At 37.7% G+C, this 19389-nt stretch carries 17 protein-coding genes; 12 read left to right on the forward strand and 5 right to left on the reverse strand.

The window, feature by feature from the left end:
• Positions 1-4 precede the first annotated feature (4 nt).
• The 4 genes from atpG to glmU all read left to right on the forward strand — a co-directional run bounded on the left by atpG (position 5) and on the right by glmU (position 4216).
• Positions 5-865, forward strand: a complete 861-nt coding sequence (atpG, locus tag RICGR_RS07045; protein WP_006035381.1) for a F0F1 ATP synthase subunit gamma — start codon at positions 5-7, stop codon at positions 863-865.
• A 22-nt stretch (positions 866-887) separates the two neighbouring features.
• A complete protein-coding gene (gene atpD, locus RICGR_RS07050; protein ID WP_476705461.1) occupies positions 888-2294 on the forward strand; it encodes a F0F1 ATP synthase subunit beta in 1407 nt (468 codons plus the stop codon).
• 15 nt (positions 2295-2309) lie between these two features.
• Complete coding sequence (locus RICGR_RS07055) at positions 2310-2741, forward strand: F0F1 ATP synthase subunit epsilon (RefSeq protein ID WP_006035885.1); 432 nt, start codon at positions 2310-2312, stop codon at positions 2739-2741.
• 104 nt (positions 2742-2845) lie between these two features.
• Complete coding sequence (gene glmU / locus RICGR_RS07060; protein ID WP_006034870.1) at positions 2846-4216, forward strand: bifunctional UDP-N-acetylglucosamine diphosphorylase/glucosamine-1-phosphate N-acetyltransferase GlmU; 1371 nt, start codon at positions 2846-2848, stop codon at positions 4214-4216.
• Positions 4217-4258: 42 nt separating this feature from the next.
• Here glmU and RICGR_RS07065 read toward each other — a convergent pair whose 3' ends face one another.
• Together RICGR_RS07065 and RICGR_RS07070 are read right to left on the reverse strand one after the other, a co-directional pair.
• A complete protein-coding gene (locus RICGR_RS07065; RefSeq protein ID WP_006035101.1) occupies positions 4259-4714 on the reverse strand; it encodes a host attachment protein in 456 nt (151 codons plus the stop codon).
• Between the two features lie 69 nt (positions 4715-4783).
• The gene (locus tag RICGR_RS07070; RefSeq protein ID WP_006034768.1) at positions 4784-6178 is read right to left on the reverse strand and encodes an amidase; all 1395 of its coding nucleotides are present in this window, start codon (positions 6176-6178) and stop codon (positions 4784-4786) included.
• 266 nt (positions 6179-6444) lie between these two features.
• Here RICGR_RS07070 and RICGR_RS07075 point away from each other — a divergent pair, with 266 nt between their 5' ends.
• Positions 6445-7389, forward strand: coding sequence for a LysR substrate-binding domain-containing protein (locus RICGR_RS07075; RefSeq protein ID WP_006035349.1), 945 nt, complete (start codon positions 6445-6447; stop codon positions 7387-7389).
• 96 nt (positions 7390-7485) lie between these two features.
• A complete protein-coding gene (locus RICGR_RS07080) occupies positions 7486-8202 on the forward strand; it encodes an SDR family NAD(P)-dependent oxidoreductase (protein WP_006035971.1) in 717 nt (238 codons plus the stop codon).
• 55 nt (positions 8203-8257) lie between these two features.
• Here the strand turns inward: RICGR_RS07080 and acnB are convergent, their stop codons facing one another.
• From acnB to typA, 3 genes are all read right to left on the reverse strand, one after another.
• On the reverse strand, positions 8258-10810 hold the full coding sequence (gene acnB / locus RICGR_RS07085) for a bifunctional aconitate hydratase 2/2-methylisocitrate dehydratase (RefSeq protein WP_006035198.1): 2553 nt from the start codon (positions 10808-10810) through the stop codon (positions 8258-8260).
• A gap of 99 nt (positions 10811-10909) precedes the next feature.
• Complete coding sequence (locus RICGR_RS07090) at positions 10910-12289, reverse strand: glycine--tRNA ligase (protein WP_006035396.1); 1380 nt, start codon at positions 12287-12289, stop codon at positions 10910-10912.
• 110 nt (positions 12290-12399) lie between these two features.
• Positions 12400-14214 carry a translational GTPase TypA gene (gene typA, locus RICGR_RS07095; RefSeq protein WP_006034798.1) on the reverse strand — a complete coding sequence of 605 codons (1815 nt, stop codon included), beginning with the start codon at positions 14212-14214 and terminating at the stop codon, positions 12400-12402.
• Between the two features lie 119 nt (positions 14215-14333).
• Here typA and RICGR_RS07100 point away from each other — a divergent pair, with 119 nt between their 5' ends.
• The 6 genes from RICGR_RS07100 (at position 14334) to RICGR_RS07130 (ending at position 19385) form a co-directional block, all read left to right on the forward strand.
• Positions 14334-14912: a hypothetical protein gene (locus RICGR_RS07100; RefSeq protein WP_006035917.1), complete on the forward strand. Its 579-nt coding sequence runs from the start codon at positions 14334-14336 to the stop codon at positions 14910-14912.
• A 124-nt stretch (positions 14913-15036) separates the two neighbouring features.
• Positions 15037-15783, forward strand: a complete 747-nt coding sequence (ubiE, locus tag RICGR_RS07105; RefSeq protein ID WP_006034671.1) for a bifunctional demethylmenaquinone methyltransferase/2-methoxy-6-polyprenyl-1,4-benzoquinol methylase UbiE — start codon at positions 15037-15039, stop codon at positions 15781-15783.
• Entirely contained in the window at positions 15780-16376 is a 597-nt protein-coding gene (locus RICGR_RS07110) for a ubiquinone biosynthesis accessory factor UbiJ (protein WP_240992250.1), read from the forward strand. Before ubiE ends, RICGR_RS07110 begins: the two co-directional genes overlap by 4 nt.
• Positions 16376-18028, forward strand: a complete 1653-nt coding sequence (gene ubiB / locus RICGR_RS07115) for a ubiquinone biosynthesis regulatory protein kinase UbiB (protein ID WP_006035231.1) — start codon at positions 16376-16378, stop codon at positions 18026-18028. The genes RICGR_RS07110 and ubiB overlap by 1 nt, the downstream gene beginning before the upstream one ends.
• A gap of 187 nt (positions 18029-18215) precedes the next feature.
• The gene (locus RICGR_RS07125; RefSeq protein WP_006035024.1) at positions 18216-18611 is read left to right on the forward strand and encodes a response regulator; all 396 of its coding nucleotides are present in this window, start codon (positions 18216-18218) and stop codon (positions 18609-18611) included.
• 24 nt (positions 18612-18635) lie between these two features.
• Entirely contained in the window at positions 18636-19385 is a 750-nt protein-coding gene (locus RICGR_RS07130; RefSeq protein WP_006034925.1) for an ankyrin repeat domain-containing protein, read from the forward strand.
• Positions 19386-19389 lie beyond the last annotated feature (4 nt).

Raw genomic sequence — 19389 nt, forward strand, 5'->3', positions numbered from 1 at the left:
ACTGATGAGTTTTGCGCAAGAAATACGTGGTAAAATCTCGAGCATTAAAGGGACTCAGAAAATAACCCGAGCCATGGAGATGGTCGCTGCGAGTAAAATGAGAAAGGCACAGGATCGTATGACGCTTTCCCGGCCCTATGCGCATAAAATGCTTGATTTAGTCAATCATGTTGCAAGTAGTCATGCCGAATATAAACATCCCTATTTACAAATGAGGGAGTTAAAACGGTCTGGCTTTCTTATCATTACAACCGATAAAGGCTTGTGCGGTGGATTGAATACCAACTTACTGAAGTTAGTTTTACAAGAGTTTCGAATATGTCAATCTAAAGGGATGGATGTCGATTTGGCGATTATCGGCGGAAAAGGAGAAGCGTTTTTTAAACGTGTCGGTGGTCATATTGTTGCACAGGCCAGTCATTTGGGGGATACACCACAATTACACGATTTAATTGGTGTTATTAAAGTTTTATTGGATGCATATAAACAAAATAAATTAGATAGCGTAACTATTTTTTATAATGAATTTATTAATACGATGACGCAAAAAGCACAGAAGCTATCCTTATTACCTATTTTACCTTCTGAAAAATCAGAAATTAATTATCGTTGGGACTATCTTTATGAGCCGGATGCGAAGCCCTTATTGGAATTAGTCCTGACACGTTATATTGAATCACAAGTCTATCAAAGCGTAGTAGAAAATACTGCGTGCGAGCAAGCGGCCAGGATGGTCGCGATGAAAAGCGCGACAGATAATGCCGGTGAATTAATAAATGATTTACAGTTAGCTTATAATAAAGCGCGTCAGGCTGCTATTACCAAAGAATTAGCTGAAATAGTGGCGGGTGCTGAAGCTGTTTAGATAAATTTTATATGAATAAATAATGAAGAGTAATCTTATGATGAAGTCAATCAAACCCATTGGGTCTATCGTCGAAATTATTGGTGCCGTTATCGATGTCGAATTTCCAAGAGGCGAGATTCCCAAAGTTTTTGATGCGTTAACCGTTGATGGCCATGATTTAGTGTTAGAGGTCCAACAACAGCTAGGTGACGGTATTGTACGAACTATCGCGATGGGTACGAGCGATGGTTTAAAGCGTGGAACAAAAGTCATGAATACCAAAGCACCGATTAGTGTGCCTGTCGGGAAGCAGACTTTAGGTCGAATCATGGATGTATTAGGTAAGCCTATCGACGAAGCAGGTCCTATCCATGAAGAAATTCGTTTACCGATTCATCGCAAGCCCCCCACTTTTTCTGAACAAGCCGTGAATGAGCAATTACTTGAAACAGGGATTAAAGTCATTGATTTACTTTGTCCCTTTGCTAAAGGTGGAAAGGTTGGTTTGTTTGGCGGCGCAGGTGTTGGTAAAACCGTTAACATGATGGAATTGATACGTAATATTGCGATTGAACATAGTGGATATTCTGTATTTGCAGGTGTTGGAGAACGAACACGGGAAGGTAATGATTTCTACCATGAGATGAAAGAATCCAACGTGTTAGATAAAGTATCATTAGTTTATGGTCAAATGAATGAACCGCCAGGTAATCGTTTACGCGTCGCATTAACAGGTTTGACAGTAGCCGAATATTTCCGTGATGAAGGTCGCGATATCTTATTATTTATAGATAATATTTATCGCTATACCTTGGCTGGCGTCGAAGTCTCTGCATTATTAGGACGTATGCCTTCTGCTGTGGGGTATCAACCAACCTTAGCCGCAGAAATGGGTGCTTTACAAGAGCGTATTACGTCAACAAAAACAGGTTCTATTACTTCTATTCAAGCGGTTTATGTTCCAGCGGACGATCTGACCGATCCTTCACCCGCAACGACTTTTGCACACCTCGACGCAACGGTCGTATTATCACGCCAAATTGCTGAACTGGGTATTTATCCAGCAATAGATCCGTTAGATTCGAATAGCCGTCAATTGGATCCGTTGATTGTTGGGCAAGAACATTATGACGTTGCGCGGGCGGTACAAAAAACATTGCAGCGGTTTAAAGAGTTAAAGGATATTATTGCTATTTTAGGTATGGATGAATTATCAGAGCACGATAAATTGACGGTTATGCGGGCTAGAAAGATACAACGTTTTTTATCTCAGCCTTTTTTTGTTGCTGAAATATTCACCGGATCTCCAGGAAAATATGTCAGCCTTAGAGAGACAATTCGTGGTTTTAAAGCGATTTTAAATGGTGAGTTTGATGATTATCCCGAACTCGCGTTTTACATGGTTGGAAGTATCGATGAAGTGGAAATTAAAGCAAAAGCCTTGTAGATTTATGAGAATGTCATGATGAAAACAATGCAGATTGAGATTGTTAGCGCTGAAGTCGAGATTTTTTCAGGTGAAGCAACGCACATCATCGCGGTGGGTTTATTAGGCGAGCTTGGTATTTATCCGGGTCACACCCAATTATTAACCGCGTTAAAGCCGGGTTCTGTGCGCATTGTAAAACCGGAAGGAGAGGATGAAATACTGTACATTTCGGGTGGTATTTTAGAAGTTCAACCACAAATGGTTAGCATATTGGCTGACACGGCTATACGGGCAGCAGATTTAGATGAGTTGGCCGTATTAGAAGCAAAAGAACATGCAGAAAAAATATTAAATGACAAACAATCGGATATTGATTACGCAAAAGCGACAGCAGAATTAGCGCAAGCAGTTGCCCAATTACAGGTTATTTCTAAATTAAAGAAAAAATTAGGCAGTAGAATTTAATTCTGTTAAAAATTATAGAAGGAAATTTTTATTTTTTACAGTAATTAAGATTAAATAGATAATCCGGCAAAGTAATGGTTTTAAAATAGGCTTGATTTGAAAACATGAAATTAGATGTCATTATTTTAGCAGCAGGCCATGGAAAGCGTATGCATTCTACTTTGCCCAAAGTATTACATAAATTAGCCGATAAACCGTTATTGCAGTATATTGTTGAGACCGTTAAAGGTTTGAATCCTAATAATATCTATGTGGTTTATGGAAACGGTGGAAACCAAGTTCTTGATTGTTTAGGTCATTTAGCGGTTCATTGGGTTAAGCAAACGGAATTATTAGGCACCGGTCATGCGGTTGCTCAAGCACTTCTAGAAATTAAACAAGATGAAAGTCAACTATTAATATTATTAGGTGATACGCCTTTAGTCAGTTTAAAAACATTACAAAAATTACTGCATACAACCAACACGCATCAAATGGGTTTAATTACGTTAACAACGACACACCCTTTTGGTTTAGGACGTATTTTACGTGATCAGTACGGAAAAGTCATTCAAATTGTTGAAGAAAAAGAAGCGACTCCAGAGCAAAAAAAGATAAAAGAAGTAAATAGTGGAATTTTTTACGTCCCTGTAAAATTATTAAGGCGTTGGTTACCTAAAATAAAAAAAATGAATGCCCAAGGCGAATACTATTTAACGGATATTATTACAATGGCTGTAGAGGAGAAGATAGAAATAGTAACGCTACCGCTCACTATTGATGGTGAAATGCAAGGGGTCAATGATCGGGTACAATTAGCAAAACTCGAACGTTTTTTTCAACAATCTGCTGCTGAAAAACTGATGTTATCCGGTGTGACAATACGCGACCCCAACCGATTTGATCTTCGTGGAAAATTAGTTGCTGAAAAGGATGTCATCATTGACATCGACGTTATTTTAGAAGGAAAAAATACAATAGGCGCGAATAGTTTTATTGGTCCACATACCATTTTGAAAAATGTCAAAATTGGGAAAAATGTTGAGATTAAACCTTATTCATTCATTGAAGATGCCGTGATTGGTGATAACTGCATTATTGGGCCTTACGCCCGTATTCGCCCTGGAACAGAACTTAAAAAGAATGTTCATATAGGGAATTTTGTTGAAGTTAAAGAAAGTCAGATAGAACGAGAAACTAAAATTAATCATTTAAGTTACATCGGTGATGCGAATATAGGCAAAAATGTCAATATTGGCGCAGGGACTATTACCTGTAATTATGATGGAGCCGTGAAGCATCAAACACAAATAGAAGATGATGTGTTTATTGGCTCTAATACGGCCTTAGTTGCACCGATTCGCATACGAAAAGGCGCAACAATAGGGGCTGGATCGACCTTAAATAAAGATATTCCTGCGGGAAAATTAACGTTAAATAGAGCTGAGATAAAAACCGTTTCAAACTGGAAACGCCCGCGAAAAAAAAGAAGCTAAATCATTAGAAACGTGCCTATTTTAGTGGTTTTTGGGGTGCACTTAGATTTTATTGGAACGGATAATATCCCACCAATTTTCTTTTAAATAGTTAATAAGTACCGCATCGTCTTCACCAACAAAATTTTTTTTGATATTAACTAATAAGACGTGCGTAACCTGTTTATCGAGATGGTTCAGTAAAATACCACCCGCATGAGGGGCAGCGCATAAAATAAGCTGAGTGTATTGATGGTTATCTAAGCTTTTTTTTAAAAAATGAGCAATGTTTTTAGTAAACTGATCAAGCTCTGCTTCGTGAGGGCTCGTTGGTGGTTCATAGGCGCCTTTTGCAGAATGCATGGTTTGATAATGACCGGGTCTATCTGAAACTAAATCGCTTTCTTTTAGTTTAGCGCTCGGGTTTTCAAAATTTTTTAATAAACTTAATGTGTGATTTTTAGGTTCGTAAGAATGAACATGACATAAACTACTATTTAAGCGAATCACCCAAATCATTTAACTTCCCCTTAAGTCTGTTTTTAAGTATAGCAGGGGTTCATAGGCGATAGGCGTTTTTTGCTGATCTTAAGAGAATAAATCGGGTTTCTGCCAGCCACCCCATAAAACTTCTAGTTTTTGTCCAATCATAAGTGCTAAATTATCATGCCAGGGTTTAGCAACAATTTGCACACCTATTGGTAAACCCTCCTTAGAAGAACCACAACGTAGGGTTAAAACGGGCCAGCCTGTTAAATTGTAAAGGCTCAGATAACTAAAATCATGGCCTTCAATAAAAGAACGACCAAGTAATTTTGCAGGCGTTGCAGCAACAGGGCAGAGTATGATGTCATAGGGAATAAAAAATTTTTCTAAAGAAATACGTAATTCATCAATACGTCGCAAGCGTCGATGTAATTCAGTAATAGAAAATTCGCATTGACGAGCAATGGCTAAAAATTCTTTTAAAAGCCTTGAAGGTTTATTAATACCCAAATTTTTAATTAGATTTTTTAATCCAAGTCCTCTATCGCCACCTAAAATAAATGTTTCTGTAATCAAGGTATACAGTTCGTTTAAATAAGGGGGACATTGATATTCGATGTCTTTTACTTCATTTTGTAAACCCTCTACGACTTGATTAATTGTTTGTAATGTGGCCTGACAAGGAGAGACAATCCCATTATCTGAATAAAAAGCTACGCGTAAATTTTTGCAGTGGATGGGAGCTTTTGGAATAGAAATGGGCATGGCATCTGGATCAGTCGGGTCAGGTCCCGATAATAACGGTAATGTTAAAACAATATCCTCTACAAATCGTGCCATAGGACCAAACGTTATTAATGATCGCGATAAGCCGCTACCATCAGAGGGTACGAATCCTGAACGAGGAATTAAGCCGCGCGTGGGTTTTAAACCGACGATACCGGTGTTATGAGCCGGTTGGCGAATGCTTCCTGCACCATCTGAACCAAGACCAATAACGGAGCCTCCCGCCGCAATAATCGCTGCTTCCCCGCCGCTACTTCCGCCCGGTGTACGGCTTAAATCATAAGGATTTAATGTCTTGCCATAACGATCATTATCCGTTTCGTAGGCAATATTGAATTCCGGGACATTGCTTATACCTAAAACAATTCCACCGGCCGCTTTTAATCGAGCAACGGCAGTGGCATCTTCTCGAGCGAATACAGAATATCCACAGCTTCCTTTACTGTTCGTAAATCCTTTGACTTTACAACAATCTTTAATCGTAATAGGGACACCATGTAAAGGACCGAGGGGTTGATTTTTAGATAATTTTTTATCCGCTAAACGCGCTTTTTCTAAAATTACTTCGGGATTTTCACATTGAATAAGTGCATTAAGTTTAGAATTTACGTGTTGAATACGATCTAAGAAAGCGTGAATAACTTCAACACAAGAAATTTCTTTTTCTTTAATTAATGTAGTTAATGTTCTTGCAGATAAAAAGTAAAGCATTGACTCATGATTCTATATTATTTCTTATCACTCAAAAAATTCTATTTTTTAAAAATAAATAATGGAATAAGAACGTTTAATTATAAGTAGCCTAAAAGATTACTTGGTTTCTTGCAAGCTGTTTTCAGTGATATAAACAATTAAATGCAAGGCCTATTTTTTCTAACATAAGGTTACAAAAATTTTGGTGATGTAAGAAATGGTTATTCAAAAAATTTAATTGTTTTTATAGTGTTTGATTTTAATAATGCTCATAGTCATCGCGTGTGTATTCCGGTATTATAGATTACTTAATTTATTTTATTGAAAACTCCATTATTGACTATTTAAAAGCTATGCGTATTACTCTAAAACAACTTGAAGTTTTTGTCGCAATTGCTAAGACAGGGAATGTTAGTCATGCTGCAAAAGAAATGTATTTGTCTCAATCAGCTTGTAGTATGGCACTTGCCGCACTAGAAGGACAATTAAAGGGTTATATATTTGATAGACACGGTAAACAATTATTTTTAAACGAGCGAGGAAGAGTGTTGTTACCCAAAGCAAGTAGCATTATATCGCAAATCTCAGAACTCAAAGATATGATGGCAAACAATAAAAAAAAAGCGTTATCCGGTCAATTATTTATAGGAGCAAGTAAAACAATCGGTAATTATCTATTACCTAAACTTATTTCTGAACTAACCCAGTCGTATAAAAATATTCAAATCAATCTTAAAATAGCAACGACTAAAGCCATATTGTCAAAATTATTTGCTTTTAACATCGATATCGCTTTAATAGAAGCAAATTGTTTTTCAGATAAAGTTCATACCTATCCTTGGAAAAAAGACGAATTGGTTATTGTTGCTGCGCCTAAGTATCCGTTAAGTAAAAAAAAGAAATTAACATTGTCGGATGTTGTTAATGCACGTTGGTTATTAAGAAAACAAAATTCGAGTATTCGTGGAAAATTAGAAGAAAAAATGGGTGGAAAAATTCGTCCTTTTTTGGAATTGGATGATACCGAAGCCCTAAAACAAGCAACGCAAGCGGGCTTAGGAATAAGTTGTCTCTCCCGATTTGTTGTTGAAGATGCTTTAAAAAATAAAAGTTTAGTGGAATTAAAAATACCATTTCTAAACTTAAGTCGAGAGTTTCATATTTTGATACATAAAGAAAAGTATCAGTCTACAATAATTTCTGAATTTTTAAAAAAAGCAAATACCTAGATTTTAGATAATAATTATTGATTATTTTTAAATAGCCTATTATCGTATCGGGTATATTATAGAGTATAAAGTAATGGGTGAAGCTTTTTTATTTCTATGCAGTCTGTACTTATTTTAGGTGCTACTTCTTCCATCGCAAGAGCGTGTAGTGAGATTTTTGCGTCGAGACACTGCACGCTTTTTCTGGCGAGTCGAGATGTTGAGGAGCTAAAGCGCATTGCATCCGATCTTGAACTTCGGTTTAATAGCAATGTGCATTATTCTTTTTTTGACATTACGCAACTTGATTCACATGCTTCTTTTTTTGAGAACGTCATTCATAAAATGGGTTTTATTGATGGAGTATTAATGGCTGTGGGGTTGATTGATCAATTAGATTATCAGAAAGTCATTAACGCTAATTTTACAGGGCCGATTACTTTTCTTGAGTTATTTGCCGATTACCTCAATAGCAAGGAAGATGGTTTTATTATTGGGCTAAGTTCCGTTGCAGGAGATAGAGGACGCAAACCCAATTATACTTATGGTGCAAGCAAAGCAGGATTAACGGCTTATTTACAAGGATTACGTAATCGGTTGCATCTTTCTAAAATAAAAGTATTAACGGTTAAATTAGGGTTAATTGATACTAAAATGGTTTTTGGTGGAAAATATCCGCTGAGGTTAGCGGCAAATCCGAAAAAAACAGCCGTTAAAATTATAAATGCATTGGATAAAAATAAAGAAAGTGTGTATATCCCCACAGTGTGGAGATTTATTATGTTCTTTATTCAGTGTATACCGGAAAAAATTTTTAAACGGTTTAATTTATAAGAATGAAGGTCCTTAATGCTCACGCTTTTTAAAAATTACTGTTTATTAGAAATGTTTAATAACCGGCGAGTTTATCAAAATTCAAATAGCGGTAAATGTTTTTGTGCATCGTATCAATAAATTTCATTTTTTCTTTATATTCATCGACGTTCGGAATATAGCCTAAAATTGCGGTTATTGCAGATAATTCCGCTGAAGCTAAATAGACATTAGCCTCTTTTCCCATACGATTTGGGAAATTTCGAGTGGAGGTAGAAACGACAGTTGCGCCATTATGTACTCTGGCTTGGTTTCCCATACATAAAGAACAACCGGGCATTTCCGTTCGTGCGCCTACACGTCCATAGATAGCATAGTAGCCTTCCTGCATTAATTGATGGGCATCCATTTTAGTGGGTGGTGCTATCCATAATACGGTCCGTAAAGGGTTATTAAGGGTTTTTAGTAAACTGCCTGCTGCGCGGTAATGTCCGATATTGGTCATGCAGGAACCAATGAATACCTCGTCAACCTTTGTTTGTGAGACGGCAGATAATGGTTTGATATTGTCTGGATCATTGGGACACGCTAATAAAGGCTCTTTGATCTGATTGAGATCGATTTCAATGATTTCAGCATATTCAGTGTCGGGATCCGGCTCTAATAAAGTGGGATTTTTGAGCCACGCTTCCATTGCCTCAATTCGGCGGGTTAAGCTCCGAATATCCTGATAACCCTTTTTTATCATCCATTTAAGAAGAGCGATATTGGAATTTAAATATTCAATAATCGGCTCTTTGCTTAAACGTACCGTACAACCATTTGCGGAACGTTCAGCAGATGCATCTGCCAATTCAAACGCTTGTTCAACTTTAAGATGAGGTAAACCTTCGATTTCTAATACTCTACCTGAAAAGATATTTTTTTTATTTTTACACTCCAGTGTCAGTAAGCCTCGCTGTAAAGCAATATAGGGGATTGAATTAACGAGATCACGGAGGGTAATCGTCGGTTGTATTTCACCAGTAAATCGGATTAATACGGACTCTGGCATTGTTATAGGCATTACCCCCATGGCTGCTGCAAAAGCAACCACACCGGAGCCACCTGGGAAGCTGATTCCGATAGGGAAACGGGTGTGTGAATCTCCTCCTGTGCCCACTGTATCCGGTAAAAGCATTCGGTTAAGCCAAGAATGGATTATCCCATCACCTGGGTTTAAAACAATCCCACCGCGAGAAGAAAAAAAATTAGGTAAATTATGTTGAGTTTCGATATCGACAGGTTTTGGATAAGCGGCGGTATGACAGAAGCTTTGCATGACAAGATCAGCTGAAAACCCAAGACAAGCCAATTCTTTAAGTTCATCTCTTGTCATCGGTCCAGTCGTATCTTGTGAACCGACCGTTGTCATTTTGGGTTCGCAATAGGTTCCGGGACTCACACCGGTTATTCCACACGCTTTGCCGACTATTTTCTGAGCCAACGTAAACCGTTGTTTATTTGGGCGCATTATTTCAGGTCGATTAAATGCGTTAGAAAGAGAATAAGAGAGCGTCGTTCGTACCTTATCCGTCAATGAACGACCAATAATCAGAGAAATTCGACCGCCTGCACGTACGGCATCCATCAGTGTGAAATTCGGTGTGAAATGCACAACTTCTTTAGAGCGTTCATTTTCAATTCGTCCTTCGTAAGGATAGAGGTGGATAATGTCACCCATCTGAAGTTGACTGACATCAACTTCGATAGGAAATGCACCGGAATCTTCAGCAGTGGTTCGAAATATAGGCGCAATTTTACTACCAAGAATAACTCCCCCACGATTTTTGTTAGGGATAAAAGGAATTGCATAACCAATATGCCATAAGAGAGAATTAATGGCGGATTTGCGGGATGAACCGGTACCAACAACATCACCAACAAAGGCAATAGGATGCCCTTTTTGTTTTAATTCCTGGATAATTTCTAATGCATTGGGCATACGATTACGTAACATCACTAAGCTATGTAAAGGGATGTCAGGACGACTCCATGCTTCAGTCGCCGGGGAAAGATCGTCCGTATTGATTTCACCGCCGACTTTAAAAATAGATAACGTCAACTTATTTGGAAGCGCTGGCTTAGAAAGAAACCATTCTGCATTGGCCCACGCGTCAACCACTTCTTGCGCATAACGATTGCCTTGTTTGGATTTTGTGATGACATCATGATAGGCATCAAATATTAATAAAGTATGCGCCAATTGCTCGGCTGATGTCTGTGCTAATTCATCCGATTTATTATCAAGTAATTCAATAAGAACAGGCACATTGTATCCACCTAACATGGTTCCGAGGAGTTTTGTCGCGAAAAGAGGCGTTATAAAAGGTGAATTGATTTCACCTTTTGCTAAAGCGGCAAGAAATCCGGCTTTTACATACGCTGCGGGGTCGACTCCTGGTCCGACTCGTTCAGCTAATAATTGGATTAAAAATTCTGCTTCTTGTGAAAAAACAGGATTTTTAATGAGTTCAATACAGGCAGTAACCTGCATTGCATCCAGAGGAAGCGGAGGGAGTCCTTGAAGCGCACGTTGCTGGCTATGGGCTCGATAAGTCGTTAAAAAATTGGAATGAGATGAAGACACAATGTCCCTCGTTTATTGTTTAATAATAGCGCTATTATACGCGTTTACCGTAAGATAAGTAAGTAATTGCACTTATTACGTCAGAAATAGAATCAACAATTAATAAGAAAAGTAGTTTTTTATATAATTTTCAAGTTCAGATAAATGAATACGTGTTTGTTCCATACTATCCCGATAACGGACCGTGACGGTGTCATGATTTTCAACATTTTTGCTTTTACCTATCGTGTCAAAATCAATCGTAATGCACAACGGAGTGCCTATTTCGTCATGGCGACGGTAACTTTTTCCAATATTTCCAGTATCTTCAAAGGCAATGCGGCCTAAACCTAAAACCTGTATAGCGTGTTTCAGTACGTTTGCTTTTTCGACTAAGCCACTATCATTTTTTTTCAACGGGATAATAGCGATTTTGACGGGAGCGAGATGAGGTTGTATTTTTAATACGAAACGTTTTTTTCCGTCTTTCAATGTTTCCTCTTCGTAAGCCTCGGTCAGTAGTGCGAGCACGCCTCTGTCTAATCCTGCCGAGGGTTCAATCACGTAAGGTATAAAATGGGAACCTGGCGGATCCTGCACAGATAATTTTGCGATACTTTCCTTATTAACGGAGATATTAGCATGGATATTTAATCCATTTTGGCCTTGTGTGTGCGAACCTAAATCATAGTCCGTACGATTAGAAATTCCTTCCAACTCTTCAAATCCATGTGGGAATTTATAAAGGATATCCGTGGTTGCTTTTGCATAATGTGCCAATTCAGAAGCGTTTTGATTTAATAATTTTAATCTTTGAGGATTTAACCCTTGATTTTTCCACCAGGTTAAACGGGATTCAACCCAATAGTGATGCCATTTTTCATCCTCACCCGGCTTAACAAAAAATTCAATTTCAAGTTGCTCAAATTCTCGGACTCTAAAAATGAAATTACGAGGGGTAATTTCATTTCGAAATGCTTTACCTATTTGGGCTATACCAAAAGGAAATCTTGGTGACATCGAATCCATTATATTTTTAAAATTAGTAAATATTCCTTGCGCCGTTTCAGGGCGTAAATAAGCAAATGCATTGGAGTCTTCGAGAGGCCCTATCGTCGTTTTAAACATCATATTAAAGGTCCTCGGTTCTGTAAGCTGGGTTGAACCGCAGGTTTCACATTGTCCTTTTTTAAGATGATCAAAACGCCAGCGTTTTTTACACTGTTTACAATCGACTAATAAATCAGCGAAAGTACGTTCATGGCCAGAATAATAAAAAATTTTTTGATGCGTTAAAACAGCAGAGTCTAAACCATAGATATCATCACGTTCATAAACATTAGATTTCCACCAGGCCATTTTCAGATTGTTTTTTAGTTCCACACCGAGGGGGCCATAATCATAGACACCTTGTAGACCGCCATAAATTTCGGCACTAGGGAATATGAATCCTCTGCGTTTGCATAAGGAAACGATTTCTTCTAGGTTTTTTGCCGCCACGTTAATGTCCCAAAATAGGTTTAAAATAAATTTTCATAAGAAGTATACAACAGCTTTTATAAGTCGAGATAGGACTCTTAAAATTTAATGAAGCCTAAGGAGAATGTTGCTTAGGCATCTCGGCTGGAACGTTTACGCTCATGCTCTTTTAAAAATTTTTTTCGCAGGCGCAAGGAATGAGGGGTGACTTCGAGTAACTCATCATCTGCAATAAACTCGAGTGCTTGTTCTAAAGAAAATGTGAGGGGGGGCGTTAAAATAATATTCTCATCGGAACCAGATGCGCGGACGTTGGTCAGTTGTTTCCCTTTCACCACATTCACAACTAAGTCATTATCACGCGAATGAATGCCAACGATCATTCCTTCATAGACATCGGTTTGCGGTCCAATTAATAATTTTCCGCGCTCTTGTAAATTAAATAAAGAGAATCCAGTTGATTTACCGAGTTGGTTTGCGACAAGGACACCATTGACTCTGCTCGCAAGGGTTCCTTTTTTTAGGGGACCATAATGACAGAAAACATGATGCATTAACCCTAAGCCGGAAGTCGCCGTTAAAAATTCTGTACGAAAACCAAATAAAGCACGTGTCGGTATTTTATAATCTAATCGGACACGTCCATTTCCATCCGCTATCATATCAAGGAGATCACCACGCCGACTTCCTAATTTTTCCATAATAGGACCTTGGTGTTGCTCTTCTAGATCGACCGTGAGATTTTCATAGGGTTCTTTCAGCTCACCGTCTATTTCTTTCAAAATCACCTCAGGACGAGAGACACCGAGCTCATATCCTTCGCGACGCATGGTTTCAATGAGTATTGATAAATGCAGTTCTCCGCGACCCGAGACGCGAAATCGATTGGGATCGTCCGTATCTTCGACTTTAAGTGCTACGTTATGAAGGAGTTCTTTATCCAGTCGTTCTTTAATTTGTCGGCTCGTAACAAATTTCCCGTCTTTACCTGCAAAAGGCGAGTTATTGACTTGAAAGGTCATGCTCATCGTGGGTTCATCGACAATTAATGCAGGTAACGCTTCTACAAAATGAGGATCACATAAAGTATCGGAGATATTTAACGTATCAATACCCGTAATAGCGACAATGTCTCCAGCCTGTGCGTGTTCGATTTCAATACGTTCTAGACCGTGATAACCTAAAATTTGTAATATACGTGCCGATCGCGTTTTTCCTTCTCGGTCGATGAGTGTAACCGGCATGTTCGCTTGGGCACATCCTCTTTGAATACGACCAATACCAATGGTGCCGACATAACTCGAATAATCCAGTGTCGTAATTTGCATTTGAAAACCTCCCTCTGGATCGACTCTGGGAGGATTGACTTTATTAATAATGGTTTCAAATAATGGATCCAAATGGGAACTCGGATTTTTAAGATCCAATGTCGCATAACCCTGCAAAGCGGACGCATAGATAATGGGGAAATCAAGTTGTTCTTCCGTTGCACCTAACCTATCAAATAGATCAAATACTTGATTAACGACCCAATCGGGTCTGGCGCTTGGCCTATCAATTTTATTAACAACAACAATAGGTTTTAAGCCTTTGGCAAACGCTTTTTGGGTCACAAATCGGGTTTGAGGCATCGGTCCGTCGACCGCATCAACAAGGAGTAAGACGGAGTCGACCATGGACAAAATACGTTCTACTTCCCCACCGAAGTCAGCATGGCCCGGGGTGTCGACAATGTTAATACGATAACCTTGCCATGTTATCGATGTGTTTTTTGCAAGGATAGTAATACCGCGTTCACGTTCTAAATCGTTACTATCCATAATACGATCCACGGTTGCTGCTCGGCTGGACAGTGTGCCGGATTGTTGTAATAACTTATCCACGAGCGTGGTTTTTCCGTGGTCAACATGGGCGATGATAGCAATATTACGTATGGTTTGAATCATAACAATTTAGGATTAGTGATGAGGTCGTTCAAAAAGAGTGCATAATAACGCAAAACAAGCCATTTTTGCTAGCGTCATCTACACTAAAAGAAGACAATTCAATACTGAGGGGTTTTATCATGGGTGTGTTTTTATTGCAACCAACGATGACAGCTCAATGGCAATCCTTAGTAAAAGAAGCGGAATCGAGCAGTCATCTCAGATTAAATAATGAACTTGAAAGTTATTTGGTTTTTTTATTGGGCCATTATAATCAAAGGCCGGATATCGCCCGTTCTATTTTAGCGAAAGAGTTTCTAACAGGGATGAATGAAAAATATGCCAGACAACGCGATTGTTTGCGCGAGGTGGGCGATAAATGCTTATTATTTGCTGGATTTTTTCCGGAACAGGCTGAAAAAAAACATGTTAAAATTAAATATTTTATTGAATTAGGTCAAACGGCTTATATTCAGGTGGCTCATCTATCCAAAGCACGTTCTGCTTCCCTTTATAATGCGTTAAGTTACGGTTTTGTGAGTTTGATGGAAATTTTACATGTTATTCGTGGGCTGAGTGACCCCATCCATGAATGGACACCGTTACAAGCCTTTGAACTATGGACGGATGTTAAAAGCCAACATGCATTAACTGTTTTACGTCGATATACTGATACTACTCTCCCTGGAACTTTTATTGAATCACGTCTAAAACATTAGCCGTACAGGGGTATTGAACATCCTTTAAAATTTCTGAATGAATTGAACGTCGTTTTCTTGCTCAAAATCAATGAGCTCGTTAAGATAGAATCATTAAATAACGAACTTTTTTCATTATCATCAAATGAATGAACTTTTAACGACCGATTTTGGTTATCAGACGATTCCAGTGACTGAAAAAAACAATCGAGTCGCTGAAGTTTTTCAGTCTGTCGCTGAAAAATATGACGTGATGAATGATTTGATGTCATTGGGATTGCATCGGTTATGGAAAAAATTTGCAATGCAATTGGCCCAAATTCGCAAAGGAGAGTGTGTACTCGATGTGGCGGGAGGTACAGGTGATTTGATAAGGACATTTGCTCAGCAAGTGGGTCCAAAAGGCAAGGCTATTTTGTTAGATATCAATGCGACGATGTTAAACAAAGGTCGTGATCGACTCCTTAATGCAGGTCTAACAGAAGTAATAACAATTCAAGCGGATGGTGAGTATTTACCGTTCACGGAAGCGAGTTTTGATTGTTTAAGCATCGCTTTCGGATTACGTAATGTAACCCATAAAGAAAGGGCGCTCCGATCCATGTATCACGTTTTAAAACCGGGTGGACGATTACTTGTTTTAGAATTTTCTAAACCGCTATTAGGTTTTTTAGAGGTTTTGTACAATCGCTACTCGTTTAACGTTTTGCCTCAGTTGGGGAAATGGATTGTCAATGACGAAGCCAGTTACCGTTATTTAGTCGAATCAATACGTCGTCACCCTGATCAAGAAACACTTCAAAGTATTATTCTCGCGGCAGGATTTGATGAATGTGAATATTATAATCTCAGTGGGGGAATAGTGGCATTACATCGAGCGTGGAAATTTTGAGTAACAATAACCTATTGTCTATTCAAGAAGCATTCCTTAATTGCTATCTTAATCTAGACCCTGAGTCTAAAGAACAGTTACGACAATTATCCGGTAAGGTCATAAAGATAGAATGGGGTCCTTTAACCTATTACTGGCAGTTTAAATCCGATTCAATTTCCTTAAGTAAAATTTATAATGGACCTGCGGATCTCGTATTACGCGGTTCAACGTTTGATTTTTTACGTTTGATTTTTTCAAAGAATAAAGCGCTTATCGATATTCCTCTGCAAGTCTCGGGTGATATGGCATTTGGAATGCAATTTAGGGCGTTTTTTTTAAATCTAGAAATGGACTGGGAAGAACAATTAGCCAAAATTTTAGGAGATACAGCCGCTTATCCGGTGATACAGCTTCTTAAGGCAATACGTCGCTGGGCGAGAGAAAGTGTGAAAAATCTAAGCGAAAATTTGACAAATTATCTCCAGACTGAAATAAAGGGGTTGATATCCACTGAAGAGCTGCAGGTTTTTTTTTCTGATATTGATGAGTTACGTGATGATTGTGCCCGATTAGAGGCTCGAATACAAAGATTGGAAAAAAAGGGTGCATGATGAAGTCAATGGCGCGTTTAGCTCGTTTAATGCAAATAGGTTTTGTTCTTTTTCGGTATAATCTGGATGAACTCATCTTTTCTCTACACGTATTTCGTCATTTACGTTTTCTTATTTATCTCAATCCCTATTGGAAAGTGAATAAAAAAATACCGCGAGGGAAAAGAATTCGATGTGCACTCGAAGACTTAGGCCCCATATTTGTTAAATTTGGTCAAACGTTATCGACTCGGCGCGATTTTATTCCGCTGGATATTGCGGATGAGTTAGCGAAATTGCAGGATCGAGTTCCTGCTTTTTCTGGAGAACAAGCAAAATCAATGGTTCAAACCCATATGAAAAAGCCTCTTTGTGAGGTATTTTCTGAATTTAACATTGTTCCGTTGGCATCTGCATCCATTGCACAAGTTCATGCGGCTAAATTAATTACGGGCCAAGACGTTGTCGTTAAAGTTTTACGCCCAAAAATTTATAAAAAAATTAGTCGAGATGTTGATTTATTATATGTTTTAGCGTCGTTGTCTTTACGTTGCTTTCGGCCAGCCAAACAACTGAGACCGCGTGAAATTGTAGCAGAATTTGAAGCGTGTTTAAAAAATGAATTAGATTTATTGCGTGAAGGAGCGAATGCTTCCCAACTTCGGCGTAATTTTTTAAATTCGGATTTGCTTTATATTCCAGAAGTTTATTGGCCTTATACGTCACATCATGTTTTAGTCATGGAGCGTATTTATGGCATTTCAATTTCTGATCTATCGGCTTTAAAAAAACAAGGAATTCATTTAAAAAAATTAGCTGAAAGAGGCGTTGAAATTTTTTTTACGCAAGTTTTCCGAGATAGTTTTTTTCACGCGGATATGCATCCGGGAAATATTTTCGTGTCACCTAAAGAAAAGGAGAATCCTCAATATCTCGGTGTTGATTTTGGTATTATGGGAAGTTTAAGTTCTGAAGATCAACGTTATCTTGCCGAAAATTTAGTTGCTTTTTTTAATAGAGACTATCGTCGCGTCGCGCAATTACACGTTGAATCGGGGTGGGTTGCCAAAAACACTCGAATTAACGAGTTTGAAGCCGCAATTCGTACGGTTTGTGAACCTATTTTTGGAAAACCTTTAAAGGAAATATCGTTTGGTCAGTTACTTTTACGATTATTTCAAACCGCACGACAATTTAATATGGAGGTGCAACCTCAATTAATACTCTTACAAAAAACGTTATTTAATATTGAAGGTTTAGGTCGCCAATTGTATCCAGAATTAGATTTATGGAGTACCGCAAAGCCTTTTTTAGAACACTGGTTACGTCGACAAGTGGGGCCCACGATCTTTTTTAAAAAAATTCGGGAATATGCTCCTTTATGGCTGGAGAAGCTTCCTGAGTTTCCCAATTTAATCTACCAAGTAATGCTTGAATTACGTCATAAAAAGAAGTCAAACTGTCTTTATTGTGCAGAAAAAAAGAAAAAACAAACGACTAAAAAATCTTTTTGGTTTATTAGTTTAGGGATCGCTATAACCGGGATGGTTTGGGTTATGTTGAACTGGATGAACAAAAACGTTTATTTAACGCCAATTTATCAATGGATTATCGCCTTAGGGTGTGTCGGATTATTTTTAATAACGGTGAAAAAAATAAAAAAAATAGATTAATTTAATTTTAAACAAGGACGGTTTATGAAATTTTTGGGATTAAATTTAATATCATTTTTTTTTATTTTTTTGATTGCCTTATTATTATTTGGACCTCGATATATCAATGGTATTTTTAAAGATCTCTATTTTTCATGGAATAAGTGTATTAAAATTTTTTCTTCAAAATTATTTAATCTGAAGTCAAATGATAATAAAACCAAATCCGAAACAGATATTACTTGTGGATGATGACCCATTAAATCTAAAATTATTAACCCATTATTTAGAGGAGGCTCACTATGCGTATGTCGCCTGTCAAGATGGGCAACGTGCGTGGAATTATTTACAGCAACACCCGGATCGATTTTTTGTTGTTTTAAGCGATCGCGTGATGCCCCGACTCCATGGTTTACAATTATGGGCACAAATGCAGTTGAAAAAACTGAATATTCCGTTGATTTTGTTTTCTGGCGAAGCCAGCAAAGAAGAACGGTGTGAGGCTTTCAAGCAAGGTATCTATGATTTTTTTTATAAACCTATCTCTAAAGAATTGCTTTTGATATTATTGAAAAAAATAGAACGACAACGATTATATTATTAAAAAACATAAATGAAAGAGGTAAAAATGCAAAAAGAAAATTCCAATTGGGAAATAGGTTGTTTATTTGTGTTAGCGAATCTAGGAGATGTCCAATTATTGGAGTATTGGCTCGGTAAAAAAAAATTAAATATAAATTTACAAGATGAAGACGGTAATACAGCGTTGCACTACGCCGTAAGAGGAAACCACATTAATCTGATTATTTTCTTATTACAAAATAAAGCTGTTATTAGCTGGAACAAAGAGAAGCAGTCGCCTTTGCAACTGGCGTATAATCTAAAACAACATCAAGCGGTCCGTGAAATTACAAAATCGATTATTGAAGGAAACAATGCAATCGATGAAGATCAAAAATTAGATCTCTATATTAATGATTTTATAACATATTTGAAAAAAAATTATTTGGATAGAAATATATTTTATCGTGTGCCAGCGAAACATATAAAAAGAGCGAATGCTTTAATCAGCGCAGCTAAGAACTGTTACTCAATGAAAGAATTTAGAGATCTTTTAAATAATCAACTGAATTTATTTAAAAACATTGCCTTACCGACGTTACCTAAACGAATACTTGAGGAACGATGGTCTAAGCTTATTAAAAATAGACCTTCCAATGTTAATAATTCCCATTTTTATAAAACGGTTAATTCTTTTGTTGTGGATAGGCTTTCTAAAAAAATAATGAATAAAAATCCAGTGAATATTCTGGAACGGCGAGGTTATGGGGAGTATTCAATTAACTGTGTCAACGCTAAACTAAATCAACAATTTTAGGAGT

It is taken from the genome of Rickettsiella grylli (assembly GCF_000168295.1).
Taxonomy (GTDB): Bacteria; Pseudomonadota; Gammaproteobacteria; order Diplorickettsiales; family Diplorickettsiaceae; genus Aquirickettsiella; species Aquirickettsiella grylli.